The organism is Bradyrhizobium sp. 197 (assembly GCF_023073375.1).
Lineage (GTDB): Bacteria > Pseudomonadota > Alphaproteobacteria > Rhizobiales > Xanthobacteraceae > Bradyrhizobium.
Window position 1 is genome coordinate 252,892 of the sequence record NZ_JADPJJ010000055.1, and the last position, 13,862, is coordinate 266,753.

At 64.3% G+C, this 13,862-nt stretch carries 16 protein-coding genes; 11 read left to right on the forward strand and 5 right to left on the reverse strand.

Annotated elements, in window-relative coordinates:
* Positions 1-11: 11 nt before the first annotated feature.
* The gene (locus IVB27_RS12600) at positions 12-1,367 is read right to left on the reverse strand and encodes a histidine kinase (RefSeq protein ID WP_247443896.1); all 1,356 of its coding nucleotides are present in this window, start codon (positions 1,365-1,367) and stop codon (positions 12-14) included.
* A gap of 146 nt (positions 1,368-1,513) precedes the next feature.
* Between IVB27_RS12600 and IVB27_RS12605 the strand changes: the two genes are divergently transcribed.
* Together IVB27_RS12605 and fghA are read left to right on the forward strand one after the other, a co-directional pair.
* Positions 1,514-2,134 carry a response regulator gene (locus IVB27_RS12605; protein ID WP_247443897.1) on the forward strand — a complete coding sequence of 207 codons (621 nt, stop codon included), beginning with the start codon at positions 1,514-1,516 and terminating at the stop codon, positions 2,132-2,134.
* A 69-nt stretch (positions 2,135-2,203) separates the two neighbouring features.
* Positions 2,204-3,049, forward strand: coding sequence for an S-formylglutathione hydrolase (gene fghA / locus IVB27_RS12610; protein ID WP_247349560.1), 846 nt, complete (start codon positions 2,204-2,206; stop codon positions 3,047-3,049).
* A 107-nt stretch (positions 3,050-3,156) separates the two neighbouring features.
* Here fghA and IVB27_RS12615 read toward each other — a convergent pair whose 3' ends face one another.
* Positions 3,157-3,660 carry a DUF3280 domain-containing protein gene (locus tag IVB27_RS12615; protein WP_247443898.1) on the reverse strand — a complete coding sequence of 168 codons (504 nt, stop codon included), beginning with the start codon at positions 3,658-3,660 and terminating at the stop codon, positions 3,157-3,159.
* Positions 3,661-3,787: 127 nt separating this feature from the next.
* Between IVB27_RS12615 and pedA1 the strand changes: the two genes are divergently transcribed.
* From pedA1 to IVB27_RS12645, 6 genes are all read left to right on the forward strand, one after another.
* Positions 3,788-4,969, forward strand: coding sequence for a lanthanide ABC transporter ABC transporter substrate-binding protein PedA1 (pedA1, locus tag IVB27_RS12620; protein ID WP_247443899.1), 1,182 nt, complete (start codon positions 3,788-3,790; stop codon positions 4,967-4,969).
* Between the two features lie 145 nt (positions 4,970-5,114).
* On the forward strand, positions 5,115-6,131 hold the full coding sequence (locus IVB27_RS12625) for a YVTN family beta-propeller repeat protein (RefSeq protein WP_249811452.1): 1,017 nt from the start codon (positions 5,115-5,117) through the stop codon (positions 6,129-6,131).
* Positions 6,128-6,934: a lanthanide ABC transporter ATP-binding protein PedB/LutE gene (gene pedB, locus IVB27_RS12630; RefSeq protein WP_247443900.1), complete on the forward strand. Its 807-nt coding sequence runs from the start codon at positions 6,128-6,130 to the stop codon at positions 6,932-6,934. The genes IVB27_RS12625 and pedB overlap by 4 nt, the downstream gene beginning before the upstream one ends.
* Positions 6,931-7,779: a lanthanide ABC transporter permease protein PedC gene (gene pedC / locus IVB27_RS12635; RefSeq protein ID WP_247349564.1), complete on the forward strand. Its 849-nt coding sequence runs from the start codon at positions 6,931-6,933 to the stop codon at positions 7,777-7,779. Before pedB ends, pedC begins: the two co-directional genes overlap by 4 nt.
* Positions 7,776-8,390 carry a hypothetical protein gene (locus IVB27_RS12640; protein WP_247443901.1) on the forward strand — a complete coding sequence of 205 codons (615 nt, stop codon included), beginning with the start codon at positions 7,776-7,778 and terminating at the stop codon, positions 8,388-8,390. Before pedC ends, IVB27_RS12640 begins: the two co-directional genes overlap by 4 nt.
* 132 nt (positions 8,391-8,522) lie before the next feature.
* Positions 8,523-8,822 (forward strand): copper-binding protein, encoded by a 300-nt coding sequence (locus IVB27_RS12645; RefSeq protein WP_247349566.1) that lies wholly within the window; start codon positions 8,523-8,525, stop codon positions 8,820-8,822.
* Positions 8,823-8,986: 164 nt separating this feature from the next.
* On the opposite strand, the gene IVB27_RS12650 is transcribed toward IVB27_RS12645, so the two are convergent.
* Together IVB27_RS12650 and IVB27_RS12655 are read right to left on the reverse strand one after the other, a co-directional pair.
* On the reverse strand, positions 8,987-9,544 hold the full coding sequence (locus tag IVB27_RS12650; protein WP_247443902.1) for a PQQ-dependent catabolism-associated CXXCW motif protein: 558 nt from the start codon (positions 9,542-9,544) through the stop codon (positions 8,987-8,989).
* Positions 9,541-10,419 carry a substrate-binding domain-containing protein gene (locus IVB27_RS12655; RefSeq protein WP_247443903.1) on the reverse strand — a complete coding sequence of 293 codons (879 nt, stop codon included), beginning with the start codon at positions 10,417-10,419 and terminating at the stop codon, positions 9,541-9,543. Before IVB27_RS12655 ends, IVB27_RS12650 begins: the two co-directional genes overlap by 4 nt.
* Before the next feature lie 126 nt (positions 10,420-10,545).
* Between IVB27_RS12655 and IVB27_RS12660 the strand changes: the two genes are divergently transcribed.
* Both IVB27_RS12660 and IVB27_RS12665 read left to right on the forward strand, forming a co-directional pair.
* Entirely contained in the window at positions 10,546-11,472 is a 927-nt protein-coding gene (locus tag IVB27_RS12660) for a quinoprotein relay system zinc metallohydrolase 2 (protein WP_247443904.1), read from the forward strand.
* A 57-nt stretch (positions 11,473-11,529) separates the two neighbouring features.
* Positions 11,530-12,348: a quinoprotein dehydrogenase-associated SoxYZ-like carrier gene (locus IVB27_RS12665; RefSeq protein WP_247443905.1), complete on the forward strand. Its 819-nt coding sequence runs from the start codon at positions 11,530-11,532 to the stop codon at positions 12,346-12,348.
* A gap of 68 nt (positions 12,349-12,416) precedes the next feature.
* Here IVB27_RS12665 and IVB27_RS12670 read toward each other — a convergent pair whose 3' ends face one another.
* Positions 12,417-12,776: a hypothetical protein gene (locus IVB27_RS12670; RefSeq protein WP_247443906.1), complete on the reverse strand. Its 360-nt coding sequence runs from the start codon at positions 12,774-12,776 to the stop codon at positions 12,417-12,419.
* Between the two features lie 87 nt (positions 12,777-12,863).
* On the opposite strand from IVB27_RS12670, the gene IVB27_RS12675 reads away from it, so the two are divergent.
* On the forward strand, positions 12,864-13,862 hold the full coding sequence (locus IVB27_RS12675) for an ABC transporter substrate-binding protein (protein ID WP_247444030.1): 999 nt from the start codon (positions 12,864-12,866) through the stop codon (positions 13,860-13,862).

Genomic DNA, 13,862 nt, shown 5'->3' on the forward strand with positions numbered 1-13,862 from the left:
ATCAGGCGCGATCACGCCGCCGTCGGAACCAGCGCCTCCACGGTCAGACCGCCCTCGCCGGAGACGACGTTGAGCGTGCCGCCCAGCGCCAGTATCCGCTCGCGCATCCCGACCAGGCCGAAGCCGAGCTTATGGCCCGGCTCCATGCCGCGGCCATTGTCGCTGACCCGCACCCGGGCGCAGCCGCGGCCATCGGCCGCCGCCTGCTCCACCGGCTCGATGAGGACATTGACCGAGGTCGCGCCGGCGTGGCGGAACACGTTGGTGAGCGCCTCCTGCACGATGCGGTAGATCGTGAGGTCGGCGGTCTCCCCCGTGACGCCAAGCGCCGGCGAGATCACGGTCTCGATGGCGACATCGGGATGCGACTCCCGCCACAGCCGCGAGAGCGATTCCAGCGCCTGGCGCAGGCCGAGCTCGGCAAGGCCGACGGGCCGGAGCCGCTCCAGCACGCGGCGATTGAACTGCTGAAGCGCGTTGATCTGCTCCATCATCGCGCTGCCGTGTTTTCGCACGGCCTCCGCACTCGGCGCGCGCCCGTCCGCCTGCTTCGCCAGCGCGCTCGCATGTGCGCGCAGCGAGAACAGATACGGCCCGAACTCGTCATGGAGCTCGCGCGCGATCTCCTTGCGCTCGACGTCCTGGAGCGACACCGCTCGCTCGGCGAGGCGCCGCTTGTCCTCGACGGCCTCGCTGAGCGTTGCCGCAAGATGATTGAGCTTGGTGCAGATCGCGGCGAGCTCCGGTGCGCCGCCCGGCGTGACGCGCGCCTGATAGCGCCCGTCTTCGAGCTCGGCCATCACATCCGCCAGGGACTGCAGCGGCGCCAGGGCGCGGCCGACCACATTCATCATCACCAGGAACAGCGCGAGCGCGATCGCCGAGCCGACCTCGAGCTGGGTCACGATGGCGTCCCATATCTCGGCGATCTCGTCGTCGGGATGCGAGATGATCAGCAGCGAGCCCGGCTTGCCGTGGATCGAGACGGGCACGCTCACCGCGGTCTGCTCGGGATGAACCAGGCCGACGAACCAGGCCGGCGGCCCGCGCGTGTCGTCATCGGCGTCGGCCCGGGGCTGCGTCAGCGGATTGCCGCCGGCGTCTCGAAGCGCGATGCTGACATGGCGCAGGCGGCTGAGGTCGCGCGCGATCTGATTCAGCCTGGTGTCCGGATCGGGCGCCTCGTTGAGATCGGCAACGATCATCCCGATGAATTCGCGCGCGAGCCGGATCACGCTCTGGTCCTCGGCCTGCACGCGCGGCCCGGCTTCCGCGACCTGCCGACCGATATTGACGGCGAGCCCCAGCGCCAGCAACAGCGCCAGCAGCAGGTTGATGCGCCCGCGCAAGGATAGATTTTGCCACATTGTGTGTCGCCCGTGCCCCCGCGGAGGATTGCTCGCGCCTGTCCGATGACGTTGACAGAGGCGAAGCGCCCGATATCTAATCGAAAGCGTACAGCAATCCCGGCCGGGCGCGAAACAGGCCAAGACGCTGTCGCGAGGAACGCCCTATGCGCATTTTGATCGTCGACGATCATCCCATCGTCGCCTCCGGCTGCCGTGCCGTGCTGGCCGACGAGGGCGAGATCGAGATTTTGGAGGCCGCCGACGCCGAAGACGGCGAGTGCGTCTTCATCGTCGAGCGCCCCGACCTCTCCATCATCGACATCAACCTGCCGACCGTGTCCGGCTTCGAGCTCGCGCGCCGCATCCTCGAGCGCGCGCCCGAGGCCCGAATCATCATGTTCAGCATGAACGACGACCCTGCCTTTGCCGCGCGCGCGATCGAGTGCGGCGCCAAGGGCTACGTCTCCAAGACCGGCGACCCCGACGATCTCGTCGAGGCGATCCGCACCGTCGGCAGCGGCGGCACCTATCTGCCGACCGCGATCGCGCGCAGCATCGCCTTTGCGGGACCCGCGCTGGCGCAAAGCCCGCTGTCGAAGCTCAACGCGCGCGAGATGGAGATTTTGCGGCTGCTCAGCACCGGAAAGAGCCTGTCCGAGATCGCCTGGCTGGTGCAGTCGTCCTACAAGACTGTTGCCAACACCTCGTCCATCATGCGCCAGAAGCTTGGGGTGAAGACCTCGGTCGAGCTGGTGCGGCTGGCGATCGACAGCGGCGTGGCCTGACGGCCGCCACGAATTCGGTCACACAAGCGTTGCAATCCTGATGTGGTTTGACGCCACGGAGCTAACGGCATGACGATTCAGACTGTCTCGACCAATACTTCCTATGGCGGCGTGCAAGGCGTGTACCGCCATGCGAGTCAGGCGACCGGAACCGATATGACGTTCTCGGTCTATGTTCCCCCGCATGCGGCCGGCGCCAAGCTGCCCGTGGTTTGGTATCTCTCCGGCCTCACCTGCACGCATGCCAACGTCACCGAGAAGGGTGAATTCCGCAAAGCTTGCGCCGAGCTCGGCCTGATCTTCGTCGCGCCCGACACCAGCCCGCGCGGGCCGGACGTGCCGGGCGATGCCAACAATGCCTATGATTTCGGCCTGGGCGCCGGCTTCTATGTCGACGCGACGGAAGCGCCGTTTTCACGCAACTATCGCATGTGGAGCTACGTCACCGACGAACTGCCAAAACTCGTGGCGGAGAATTTTCCGGTCGATGCCAAGCGCCAATCGGTGATGGGCCATTCAATGGGTGGCCACGGTGCGCTGACGGTCGCGCTGCGCAACCCGCACCGTTTTCGCGCGGCCAGCGCCTTCGCCCCGATCGTGGCGCCGTCGCTTGTGCCCTGGGGCATCAAGGCGCTGACCGGCTATCTCGGTCCCAACAAGGACGCCTGGCGCAGCCACGACACGGTGGCGCTGATCGAGGACGGCGCGAAGTTTTCGGGCTTTCTGGTCGACGTCGGCGAGGCCGATAACTTTTTGAAAGAGCAGCTTCGTCCCGAATTGCTGCAGGCGGCCTGTGCCAAGGCCAACATCCCGCTGACGCTGCGGCGGCAGGCGGGCTACGACCACAGCTATTATTTCATCTCGACCTTCATGGGCGATCATCTGCACTGGCATGCGGAGAGATTGAAGGGGTGATGGCTTCTTCCGTCCTCCCCTTCTTGTGGGAGAAGGTGGCGCGAAGCGCCGGATGAGGGGTTGTGTTCGCGTGTTCAATGAGAATTGGACTCGCGGAGAGAGGTTCCCTACTCCGGCTTGCCGTAATTCGGTGCCAGCAAGCGGTTGCGGATCAAGTAGCTCATCGTGCGCGTCCAGGATTCATCCGTGTTGCCACGCATGTCGGCGCTGGCGGCGGTGATCATGGTGCCGGTCTTCACGTCGCGCAGGTAGATGTTCAGATTGATGATCAGGTTCGAGACCTTCTGCACCATGCCGGTGATCTCCAGGTCAGCACCGAGCTGCCCGGCAAGCTTGAGGTCGCAGCCGCCGCAGGCCTGCAGATTGGCATGACGGGCGGCGTCCCTGATCGGCGCGATATCGAGCATCTGGAACCTGCCTGACTCCGTCAGTTCCTTGCGCAACTGCTCGCCGATGAGCAGGAGCCGCGCCTCCTCCGGCTTGGAGCCGTAGAACTCGCCGGGCAGGCTGGTGTCGATCAACTCGAAGTCGAACACCGCGAGTTTTGGCGGATCGGCAAACGCGACCGACGTCGTCAACAGCAAGGCAGCGAAACATATCAGTGCTCGCATGATCGTGATTTCGGTCCTCGTGCACGCGGGGCGAAATGCGGGGTTGCATGCCCTGACAAATCGGTCATGCTTTAGCAGAGACAATTCTCCACCGGCGGTCAAGCCAGGGAGAACATCTGGAGGAAACATGATCCGATGGTTGGTCGGCCTGATCGGCCTGGGTCTTGCTGCGACGAGCGCGTTCGCCGCCGACCCTGTCATGATCGGCGTCGGCTATCTCGGCGTCGCCGGCACCAGATCGACGCTGTCGCTGGTCGAGCAGCCCGCGGAGAATGACGGCGTCGCGGGCGCGCGCCTCGCCATCGAGGACAACAACACCACCGGTAAATTCCTCAACCAGCGATTTGTGCTGGAGGAGCGCCGGATCAAGGAGGGCGAGGATGCCGTGCAGGCCGCGACCGATCTCGCCGCACGCAACGGCTTCATCATCGCCGACCTGCCGGCGGATGCGCTGCTGAAAGTCTCAGACGCCTTGCGCGACCGCGGCACGCTGCTGTTCAATGCCGGGGCGATCGACGAGCGTCTGCGCGAGGCCGATTGCCGTGCCAACGTCATCCACACCGCGCCGACGCGCGCGATGCTGGCCGATGCGCTCGGCCAGTATCTGGTGTGGAAGCAGTGGAAGCGCTGGCTGCTCGTGGTCGGCTCGCATGACGAAGACAAGCTGTTCGCCGATGCGCTGAGGCGCACGGCCACGCGGTTCGGCGCCAAGATCGTGCAGGAGCGCAGCTTCGAAGACAAAGGCGGCGCGCGCCGCACGGATTCGGGCGTGACGCTGATCCAGCGCCAGATGCCGGTGTTCACGCAGCAAGCGCCGGCTTACGACGTGTTGGTCGCCGCCGACGAGAGCGAAGTGTTCGGCGCCTACCTGCCCTATCGCACCTGGGATCCCCGCCCGGTCGCAGGCTCGGCCGGCCTCGTGCCGCGGAGCTGGGACGCATCGCAGGACCAGTGGGGCGCGATCCAGATGCAGAACCGCTTCGTCAAGCTGAACGCGCGGAGGATGACTGCGCTCGACATGCAGGTCTGGACCGCGGTGCGCATGATCGGCGAGGCCACCTCGCGCACCAATTCCGGCGACGTCAAGAAGGTCACCGACTTCATCAAGGGCCCGGACTTTTCGGTTGCTGCCTTCAAGGGCACAAAGCTGACCCTGCGCGACTGGAACCTGCAGCTGCGCCAGCCGATCCTGCTGGTCGACGGCCGCATGGTGGTGTCGGTGTCGCCGCAGGAAGGTTTTCTGCACCAGGTCTCCGAGCTCGACACGCTCGGTTATGACCGCCCGGAGAGCAAATGCAAATTGAAGTGAGCATTGTGAGATGAGTTCGAGCTGCGACTACAACGACGCTGCGCTCCCTCCCCCGCTTGCGGGGGAGGGTTGGGGAGAGGGTGTCTCCGCGAGCGATAACCTCCTAGAGGAGAGAACCCTCACCCGCATCGCATCTATCGATGCGATGCGACCTCCCCCGCAAGCCGGGGAGGTGAAACCAACCCGCAGCGGAATACTGCGCTTGTGGCGTGTGGGATTGCTGTCCGGGCTGGCGCTGGCGGCAGCGCCGGCGCATGCGTTCATCGCCTATGTCTCGAACGAGAAGAGCAACACGGTGTCGGTGATCGACACCGACAGCTGGACGGTCACCAAGACCATCAAGGTCGGCCAGCGCCCGCGCGGCATCGACTTCACGCGCGACGGCAAGTTCGTGATGGTCGCGGTCGGCGACGACGACACCATCCAGATGATCGACGCGAAGACGCAAGCCGTGGTGGACAGCCTGCCCTCCGGACCCGACCCCGAATTGTTCGCCCAGGATGCCGCCGGCAAGATCCTCTATGTCGCCAACGAGAACGACAACACGGTGACCGTGATCGACCTCGAGAAGCGCGCCCGCCTTGGCGACATCCAGGTTGGCGTCGAGCCCGAGGGCATGACCATCAGCCCGGACGGCAAGACGCTGATCAACACGTCCGAGACGACCAACATGGCGCACTTCATCGACACCTCATCGCGCCAGATCGTCGCCAATGTATTGGTGGACGCGCGGCCGCGCTTTGCCGAATTCAAGCACGACGCTTCCGAATTGTGGGTGTCCTCGGAGATCGGCGGCACCGTGTCGATCATCGACCCCAGAAAGCACGAGGTGACCGGCAAGGTCGATTTCGAGATCCCGGGGTTGAGGAAGGAGGCCATCCAGCCCGTCGGCATCGGCATGACCAAGGACGACAAGACCGCCTTCATCGCGCTCGGTCCCGCCAACCGCGTCGCCGTGGTCGATACCGCCACGCGCAAGGTGACGAAGTATCTGCTGGTCGGACAGCGGGTCTGGCATATGGCGTTCACGCCGGACGAGAAATATCTGCTCACCACCAACGGCGTGTCAAACGACGTCTCCGTCATCGACGTCGCCGCGCAAAAGGTGATCAAGACCATTCAGGTGGGCGAACTGCCCTGGGGCATTACGATCGCGCCATGACCAGCCCTGCTCCCATCGCCGAACAACGCGAGGTGCCGAAGCCCAATCCCGCTGCGGTGCCGGCGCTGTCGATCGACGGCGTCAGCCACGCCTATGGCCCGCGCCGGGCGCTGATGGACGTGTCGTTCAACGTGCAGCCGGCGAGCTTCACGGCGCTGCTTGGCCTCAACGGCGCTGGCAAGAGCACGCTGTTCTCGCTGATCACGCGGCTGTTCGGCATCCAGACCGGCCGCGTCGGCATTTTCGGTCATGACGTCAGCAAAAGTCCCGGCGAGGCGCTGCGGTTGCTCGGCGTCGTGTTCCAGCCGCGTACGCTCGATCTCGATCTGTCGCTGACACAGAACCTGCTCTATCACGCCGCGCTGCACGGCATCAGCCGCCGCGAGGCCGCAGTGCGCAGCGCCGAGTTGCTCGGCCGCATCGGGCTGACCGAGCGCGCCGGCAGCAAGGTGCGCGATCTCTCGGGCGGGCAGATGCGGCGGCTGGAGATCGCACGCGCGCTGCTGCACCGTCCGCGCCTGCTATTGCTGGACGAGCCGACCGTCGGCCTCGACGTCAAGGCGCGCGCAGACATCATCAGCCATGTGCGTCAGCTCGTGACCGAGCAAGGCATCGGCGTGCTCTGGGCCACGCATCTGTTCGACGAGATCATGGCCGGCGACGATCTCGTGGTGCTGCACCAGGGCAAGGTGCTGGCGCAGGGACCAATGAGTCGTGTCGTTGCGGAAGCCGGCGCGCAGGACGTCAACACCGCCTTCATGCGCCTGACCGGCGCGCAGACCCTGCCGGGCGGCGGCGCATGAGCAGCATCACGACACGCGACACGCCGCGCGGCTTCTCAGCCGCCGAGTATATGACTTGCCTCACCGGCATCGTCTGGCGCGAGGGTCTGCGCTTCCTGCATCAGCGCGAGCGTTTCGTCTCGGCGCTGGTACGGCCGCTGGTCTGGCTGTTCATCTTCGCCGCCGGATTCCGCCAGGTGCTCGGCATCTCTATTATCCCTCCGTACGAGACCTACATCCTCTATGAGGTCTTTATCGCGCCCGGGCTGATGGCGATGATCCAGCTCTTCAACGGCATGCAGTCCTCGCTCTCGATGGTCTATGACCGCGAGATGGGCAACATGCGCACGCTGCTGGTAAGCCCCTTGCCGCGTGGGTTCCTCTTGTTCTGCAAGCTGCTCGCGGGCACCGCGGTGTCGCTGCTCCAGGTCTATGCGTTCCTGCTGATCGCCTGGTTCTGGGACATCACACCTCCCCCGATCGGCTATCTCACCGTACTACCGGCGCTGATCCTGTCCGGACTGATGCTGGGCTCGCTCGGCATGCTGATCTCGTCCGGCATCAAGCAGCTTGAAAGCTTTGCCGGCGTCATGAACTTCGTGATCTTCCCGATGTTCTTCGCATCCTCGGCGCTCTACCCGCTCTGGCGAGTGCAGGAGGGCAGTCCCTATCTCTATTATCTCTGCGAGGCCAATCCGTTCACCCATGCGGTCGAGTTGATCCGTTTTGCGCTGTACGGACAGATCAACTGGGTCTCGCTGGCGGTGGTCGCGACCTGCACAATCGTCTTCATGATCGGAGCGATCTATGCCTATGATCCCTCGCGCGGGCTGGCGCGACGGGGCCCTGCGGGAGGTGAAGGATGAAGGTTCGGGTTCTGGCCATGGCCGCTCTGATGCTCGCAGTCGCGAGCACGACGGCACGCGCGGCCGATCCGCGCTATCCGGATTGGCCCTGTACGCAAGCCAAAGTGCCGGAAATTTCGCTCGCCGCCGTGTGGGCTGGTCCTTCGCTCGATGACGTGCAGAACAAGTGGAAGGACGACGCCAGGGTCAGCGCGCTGGTCTCGAAACTGGCGGCCCGCAAGACGCCGCTGGACGAGGCCGAGAAGTCGGTGAAGGAGTTTTTAGCGGGCTCCGCGGCCGACAAGACCGCGAATGCAAAACTTCTGTTCGCCGGCCTTTTCGACACGCTCAACGCCCAGCGCTCGCAGGTCATCGGCGGGCTGGAACGCGTCAGCCGCAAGCAGCGCGAGGCCGCCGACAAAATTCGCGAGGAGTCGATCCAGCTCCAGGCGCTCCAGGGCGCAACGCCGCGCGACGAGGCCAAGGTCGATGCGCTCAGCAACGAGCTGATCTGGAAGACTCGCATTTTCGAGGACCGCCACAAAGTGGTGCGGTTCGTCTGCGAGGTTCCGACCACGATCGATCAGCGCCTGTTTGCGCTGGGACGCGTCATTCAGCAGGAAATGGAATAGCGTCACCCCACTGACAGCTTTGCAAGTTCCGGCGATCTCAACGCTATCGTTAACCTTTGCCGCGCAATCTGCCGGAACTAAATCGATCCAGGATAGCTTGTCGAAGAGAGTCCAAGACGTCGGGAGGCCTTGATGGGAACCACGAAATTCATCCTCGCAGGCGCTGCGGCCATCAGCATGCTCGCAAGCAGCGCATTCGCTGACGACATGACCGGAATGGTCACGCGGATAGATCGGCTCAACAGCACGATTTCGATCCAGCAGATGCAGAAAGGCACGGTCGGCGGCAGCGCAGGCGGCGCCGGCGCGCTCCAGGAGTACAAGGCCAAGGACGCCGCGATGCTGGATGCCGTGCACGCCGGCGACAGGGTGAGCTACTCTGCGACCGTCAATAACGGCACGGGCACGCTGACCAAGCTGCAGAAGCAGTAGGGGAAACTCTCTGTCCCATTGCCGCCATCCTTCGAGACGCCCGCCTTCGGCGGGCGCCTCACAGGATCTGATTTCGCTGCGGGATGTAGACGCTCATGGTGAGGAGACCGCGAAGCGGTCGTCTCGAACCACGAGGCCACCGATGACAGAACTCGCTCAATTCTTTATTGCTCCGGCCGCAGCTCCGGCTGTGCCTCGTCGGTTGGGAGTTTGGCGCGCTCCCAGCCGTCGGTGCCTTCGGGATACCAGGCGACGTTGGAGTAGCCATACGCGAGCGCGCGCTTGGCGGCGTTCCAGGACATCCAGCAGTCGGCCAGGCAATAGATCACCAGCAGCGCGGCCTTGTCGCCGCGCGACGCACGCGCGAGCCCGCGCTGAAAATAATCGTCCATGGCCGGCGGCAGCGCACCATAGCCAGTATCAGGCAGCCAGATGCTGCCCGGAATGTTTTTGCGCGGCGCCTCGCGCCAGACGGTACCCGCGGGAAGGTTCTTCGGCTTCGGCGCGCGCGGCAGCACGTCGATGAACACGCCGCTCTTCGCGTGCCAGACCGCCTCGGCTTCTGAAGTCGACAGCACGCGCGCGCCGCCGAGCGTCGCCGGCACAGGCGCGCGGTAATTGTCGGCGCGATAACCCTCGGGCTCGAACGGCTCCTGCTGCTGCGCGACTACCGGCGCCACCAGAGTGGCAGCGACCAGCGCAGCGGCAATCTGCCGCCTCATGGCGTCTTGGCCGTCTCCGCGCCGAGCGGCCGGTCGCTCTCGTCCAGCAGCGGCACGCCGAATTCGAGCAGGATCTTGTTGATCTCGCCCTGGTTCTCCTGGATCAGCTTGTTGAGTTGCCGCTTCCAGTTCTGGTCGGCGGCACGCACGCCCATACCGATGCGATAGGCCAGTTTTGGTCCGGTGGTTTCCTTTACCAGCGGCGTGACATGAAGCGAGCCCGCCTGCTTCGCGTAAAATCCCGCCATGGGTCCCCACAGCACGCCGGCGTCAATCTTGCCTGCCGCGAGATCATTGATCATTGCCTGCGCCGAATTATCGTAGCGCGTGTCGATCATCAGCGGATAGGGCTTTGCATCGCCCATCAGTCCCGCGATGGCCATGTTGGTCGCAGGCGGCGTTCCGGCGACGATGCCGACATGCTTGCCCTTCAGCCTGGTATCCTCGAGCGTGTCGACCTCCTCAAGCCCGCTGCCGGCTTTCGCGACCAGCGCATAGCTCGTGCGGTAGTAGGGATTGGTGCCCTGGACGAGGTCATCGCCTTGGGGGAAGCCCATGATGACGTCGCAGCGATGCGAGCCGAGCGTCATGCGCACGAAGCCGGTAGCCTGCGGAAAAAAGACATAGTCGAGCTTCTTCTGGAGCTTGTCTGCAAACAACTCGGCAAGCTTGTTCTCGAACCCCTCGCCCTTTTCATTCGAGAACGGCAGATTGCGCGGGTCGGCACAAACGCGCAGCACCTTGGGATCGACCAGCTCGAAGGAGAGGTCGCCGGCGTCGTTGGTCTGCGCGACGGCGACGTCGCCGAACGCGCAAGACGCAACCAGGATACTCAGTGAAACCAACCAGCGACGATGTCGTCCGGCCTCCGTCATCGCGCTTCCTCCTAGGATTGTTTGAATGCTAGCCATGCAACGCATGACGCACCATTTCTGCCAGACTTTGTGCTGGCTTTTCTTTGTTGCAGTGCAACGCGCAACCCTTTGAACTGAGGCGGAAAAGTGTCTCGCATCGCTTTCGTGATTGCAGCCTTGTCCCTGCTGGTAACGGCGACACTAGCATGCGCAGGAGCGGCCGAATTGCCTGTAAGCGAAGTCGCGCCGGGAATCTTCGTACACTCCGGGACCATCGCCCTCATGACCCGAGAGAACCAGGGCGACATCGCCAATGTCGGCTTCATCGTCGGCGCGGATGCGGTCGCCGTCATCGACACCGGTGGTAGCCTTCGCGAGGGCGAGGCGCTGCTGGCGGCGGTGCGGGCCCGCACCAGCAAGCCGATCCGCTACGTCATCAACACCCACGGCCATCCCGATCATGTCTTCGGCAATGCAGCCTTCGTCGCCGGGGACACGCGCTTCGTCGGCCATAGCCGGCTGCCGCAGGCGTTGGCGACGCGCGGGCCGTATTATCTCGACAATTTCAGACGCATCATGGGCGACGAATTGATCTCTCCCGTGAAGATCGTGCCGCCAACAATATCTGTCACGGACACCCTGACGCTCGATCTCGGCTCGCGCCACCTGACCTTGCGGGCCTGGCCGGCCGGACACAGCGACACTGATCTCACCGTGTTCGATGAGACGAGCAAAACACTTTTCGCGGGCGATCTCGTCTTCCTCCGCCATATTCCGGTGATGGACGGCAGCATTCGCGGCTGGCTCGGCATCCTCGGGGAACTCGAGAGCATTCCAGCGCTGCGCGTCGTTCCGGGTCACGGACCCGTGAGCGAATGGCCTACAGCGCTGACCGATGAACGGCGTTATCTCACGGCGCTGCTGGCGGACGTCCGGGCGTCGAACAAGAAGGGCGAACCGATCCGAACCGCCGCAGACAAGGCGGCCGCCTCGGAGCGGTCGCAATGGCAGTTATTCGACGACTACAACGCTCGCAACGCAACCGCAGCATTTTCGGAAATTGAATGGGAGTAGCGGACGCGCTACGCTAGGCCCGACAACTGCTTCTGCTTCGTCCGCGGGACCATGACCATGATGGGATGCACACGCCGCCTGCCCCTGATCGCCCTGCTCTTCGGCATGGTATTCGCCGTGCCGGTGCAGGCAGAAGAAGCTTACGATCCCTGGCCGGGCCTCGTGCAGGACATCTTCAGCAACCGTCCGATGCACGACGGCGGCGATGTCATTGGCATCGATATGCCGTATCGCGCCGAGGATGCGGCGATCGTGCCGGTGACCCTGCGCAGCAAGCTTTCGCCGGGCGATGCCCGCCGCATCCGTTCGATCACGCTGGTGATCGACCGCAATCCGGCGCCGATGGCGGCGAAGTTCGAGCTCGGCCCCGATGCCAACGTCACCGAAATCTCGACGCGGGTACGCATCAACAACTACACCGACGTCCATGCGGTTGCCGAGCTCAGCGACGGCCAGCTCTATGTCTCCAAAGTCTATGTGAAGGCCTCGGGCGGCTGCTCTGCCCCGGCGGGGAAGAATGCCGAGGAAGCCCAGAACCGGCTCGGCCAGATGCGCTACCGGCAATTCGCGCGGCAAGAGAGCCCCGCGAGCCGCATGCGCGAGGCGCAGATCATGATCGGCCATCCCAACAATTCCGGCCTGCAGATGGACCAGGTCACGCAGCTCTATATTCCCGCCTTCTTCGTCAACCAGCTCAAGTTGACGCAGGACGACAGCCCCGTGCTCTCGATGGAAGGCGGCATCTCGATCTCGGAAGATCCCAATCTGCGGTTCACGTATGTGTCCAACGGCGCCAAGCGTTTTCGCGCGGAGGCCAAGGATACGGATGGACACGTGTTCCGCAACGAGTGGGATGTGGAGAAGCCGGGGACGTGAGCCCCTCACCCGTCATGTCCGGGGACAAGCCCGGACATGACGACTACGGGATGCACGCCGCCAAGCGGTTAAAAACACCTCACCTCGGCTTCGGCCTGCGCGCGCCTCAGATCGTTCACAGCCGAGTTCGCCTGCTCCGAGGTGCGGAACTGGACGCCGAGATTGCCGCGGACCTGGGACATGCTGAGCGCGGTTTCCGCGGTGACGTAGCGCTCATAGGATACGATCGAGGCCACCACGTCGATCGAGCAGGAACATTGCTCGATCGCCTGCCGGCTCTCGCCATTGGCCTTCATGCAGCCATAGACGTACTCCGCACGCGCCGCCGTCGGATAATCATTCGCCTCCTCGGCGCGCACTGCGAGCGCGGTCGCAGCCCACACCGCCAATGCGGCGACAATCGGTCGTAGCTGTCCGGCCAGATTCATGCGCGTCCTCCCGCTGGTTGCGACGAAAGCTATGCTATGCGTATTGTCCTGAAAAGCACTCTGTCACAGGAAACGGCTCACAAGGTGATGAGAGCACTTGGTTTGATAAGAGCACTTGGTCGACCATTGGCGCTCGCGGTGACGCTGGCGCTGACACTCGCCGGACCCGGCCGCGCCGCGGATACCATCCGCCTTGCGGTGCAGAAGACCGGAACATTCTCCTGGGAGCTGGCCGCGATCCGCGCCGATGGCCTCGACAAGGAGGCCGACCTGTCGCTCGACGTCACCGAGCTTGCGAGCCCCGAGGCCGGCAAGATCGCGCTGCGCGCCGGCAATGCCGACATCATCCTGTCCGACTGGCTGTGGGTGTCGCGCGAGCGCGCGCTCGGCGCCAAGCTCACCTTCTATCCCTATTCCAGCGCGCTCGGCGCGGTGATGGTGCCGGCTTCCTCGCCGATCAAGTCGCTCGCCGATTTGAAGGGCCGCAAGCTCGCCGTCGGCGGCGGCCCGATCGACAAGAGCTGGCTCTTGCTCCAGGCTCGGTTGAAACAGGACGGCATCGACCTGAAGTCGGAGGCGACCATCGTCTATGGTGCCCCGCCCCTCATCGCCGCCAAGACGCTCGACGGCGAGATGGATGCGAGCCTCAACTTCTGGAATTTCTCCGCCCAACTGGAGGCCAAGGGTTTTAGGCGCCTCACCGGCATTGAGGACATTTTGCCGAAGCTGGGCGCCAAGGGCGCGGTCTCCGCCGTCGGCTATGTCTTCGACGAAAACTGGGCGGCAAGTCATCGCGAGGCCGTGGCGCGCTTCATCGCGATGACCCGCAAGGCCAAACAGCTGCTGGTGACCTCGGATGCCGCCTGGGACAAGATCGCGCCGCTCACCGGCACTAGCGATGCTATCCTGCTGAAGACCTATCGCGAGCGATATCGCGACGGCATTCCGCGCCGGAGCATCGATGACGAAGAAAAGGACGCGCGCGTGCTCTACCGTGTGCTCGCCGAGACGGGCGGCCGCGACCTAGTCGGCCCGGCCGCTGAACTCGAGCCGGGCACGTTCTATCACGCAGTTCCCGGAGACTGA

Bases quoted from the DNA above. Each gene is read 5' to 3' on its own strand.
- IVB27_RS12665 (WP_247443905.1), top strand. From the start codon at position 11,530: ATGATGGGATGCACACGCCGCCTGCCCCTGATCGCCCTGCTCTTCGGC.
- IVB27_RS12600 (WP_247443896.1), bottom strand. From the start codon at position 1,367: ATGTGGCAAAATCTATCCTTGCGCGGGCGCATCAACCTGCTGCTGGCG.
- IVB27_RS12625 (WP_249811452.1), top strand. From the start codon at position 5,115: ATGCGACCTCCCCCGCAAGCCGGGGAGGTGAAACCAACCCGCAGCGGA.
- fghA (WP_247349560.1), top strand. From the start codon at position 2,204: ATGACGATTCAGACTGTCTCGACCAATACTTCCTATGGCGGCGTGCAA.
- pedB (WP_247443900.1), top strand. From the start codon at position 6,128: ATGACCAGCCCTGCTCCCATCGCCGAACAACGCGAGGTGCCGAAGCCC.
- IVB27_RS12615 (WP_247443898.1), bottom strand. From the start codon at position 3,660: ATGCGAGCACTGATATGTTTCGCTGCCTTGCTGTTGACGACGTCGGTC.
- IVB27_RS12640 (WP_247443901.1), top strand. From the start codon at position 7,776: ATGAAGGTTCGGGTTCTGGCCATGGCCGCTCTGATGCTCGCAGTCGCG.
- IVB27_RS12655 (WP_247443903.1), bottom strand. From the start codon at position 10,419: ATGACGGAGGCCGGACGACATCGTCGCTGGTTGGTTTCACTGAGTATC.
- pedC (WP_247349564.1), top strand. From the start codon at position 6,931: ATGAGCAGCATCACGACACGCGACACGCCGCGCGGCTTCTCAGCCGCC.
- IVB27_RS12645 (WP_247349566.1), top strand. From the start codon at position 8,523: ATGGGAACCACGAAATTCATCCTCGCAGGCGCTGCGGCCATCAGCATG.
- IVB27_RS12650 (WP_247443902.1), bottom strand. From the start codon at position 9,544: ATGAGGCGGCAGATTGCCGCTGCGCTGGTCGCTGCCACTCTGGTGGCG.
- IVB27_RS12605 (WP_247443897.1), top strand. From the start codon at position 1,514: ATGCGCATTTTGATCGTCGACGATCATCCCATCGTCGCCTCCGGCTGC.
- IVB27_RS12675 (WP_247444030.1), top strand. From the start codon at position 12,864: ATGAGAGCACTTGGTTTGATAAGAGCACTTGGTCGACCATTGGCGCTC.
- IVB27_RS12670 (WP_247443906.1), bottom strand. From the start codon at position 12,776: ATGAATCTGGCCGGACAGCTACGACCGATTGTCGCCGCATTGGCGGTG.
- pedA1 (WP_247443899.1), top strand. From the start codon at position 3,788: ATGATCCGATGGTTGGTCGGCCTGATCGGCCTGGGTCTTGCTGCGACG.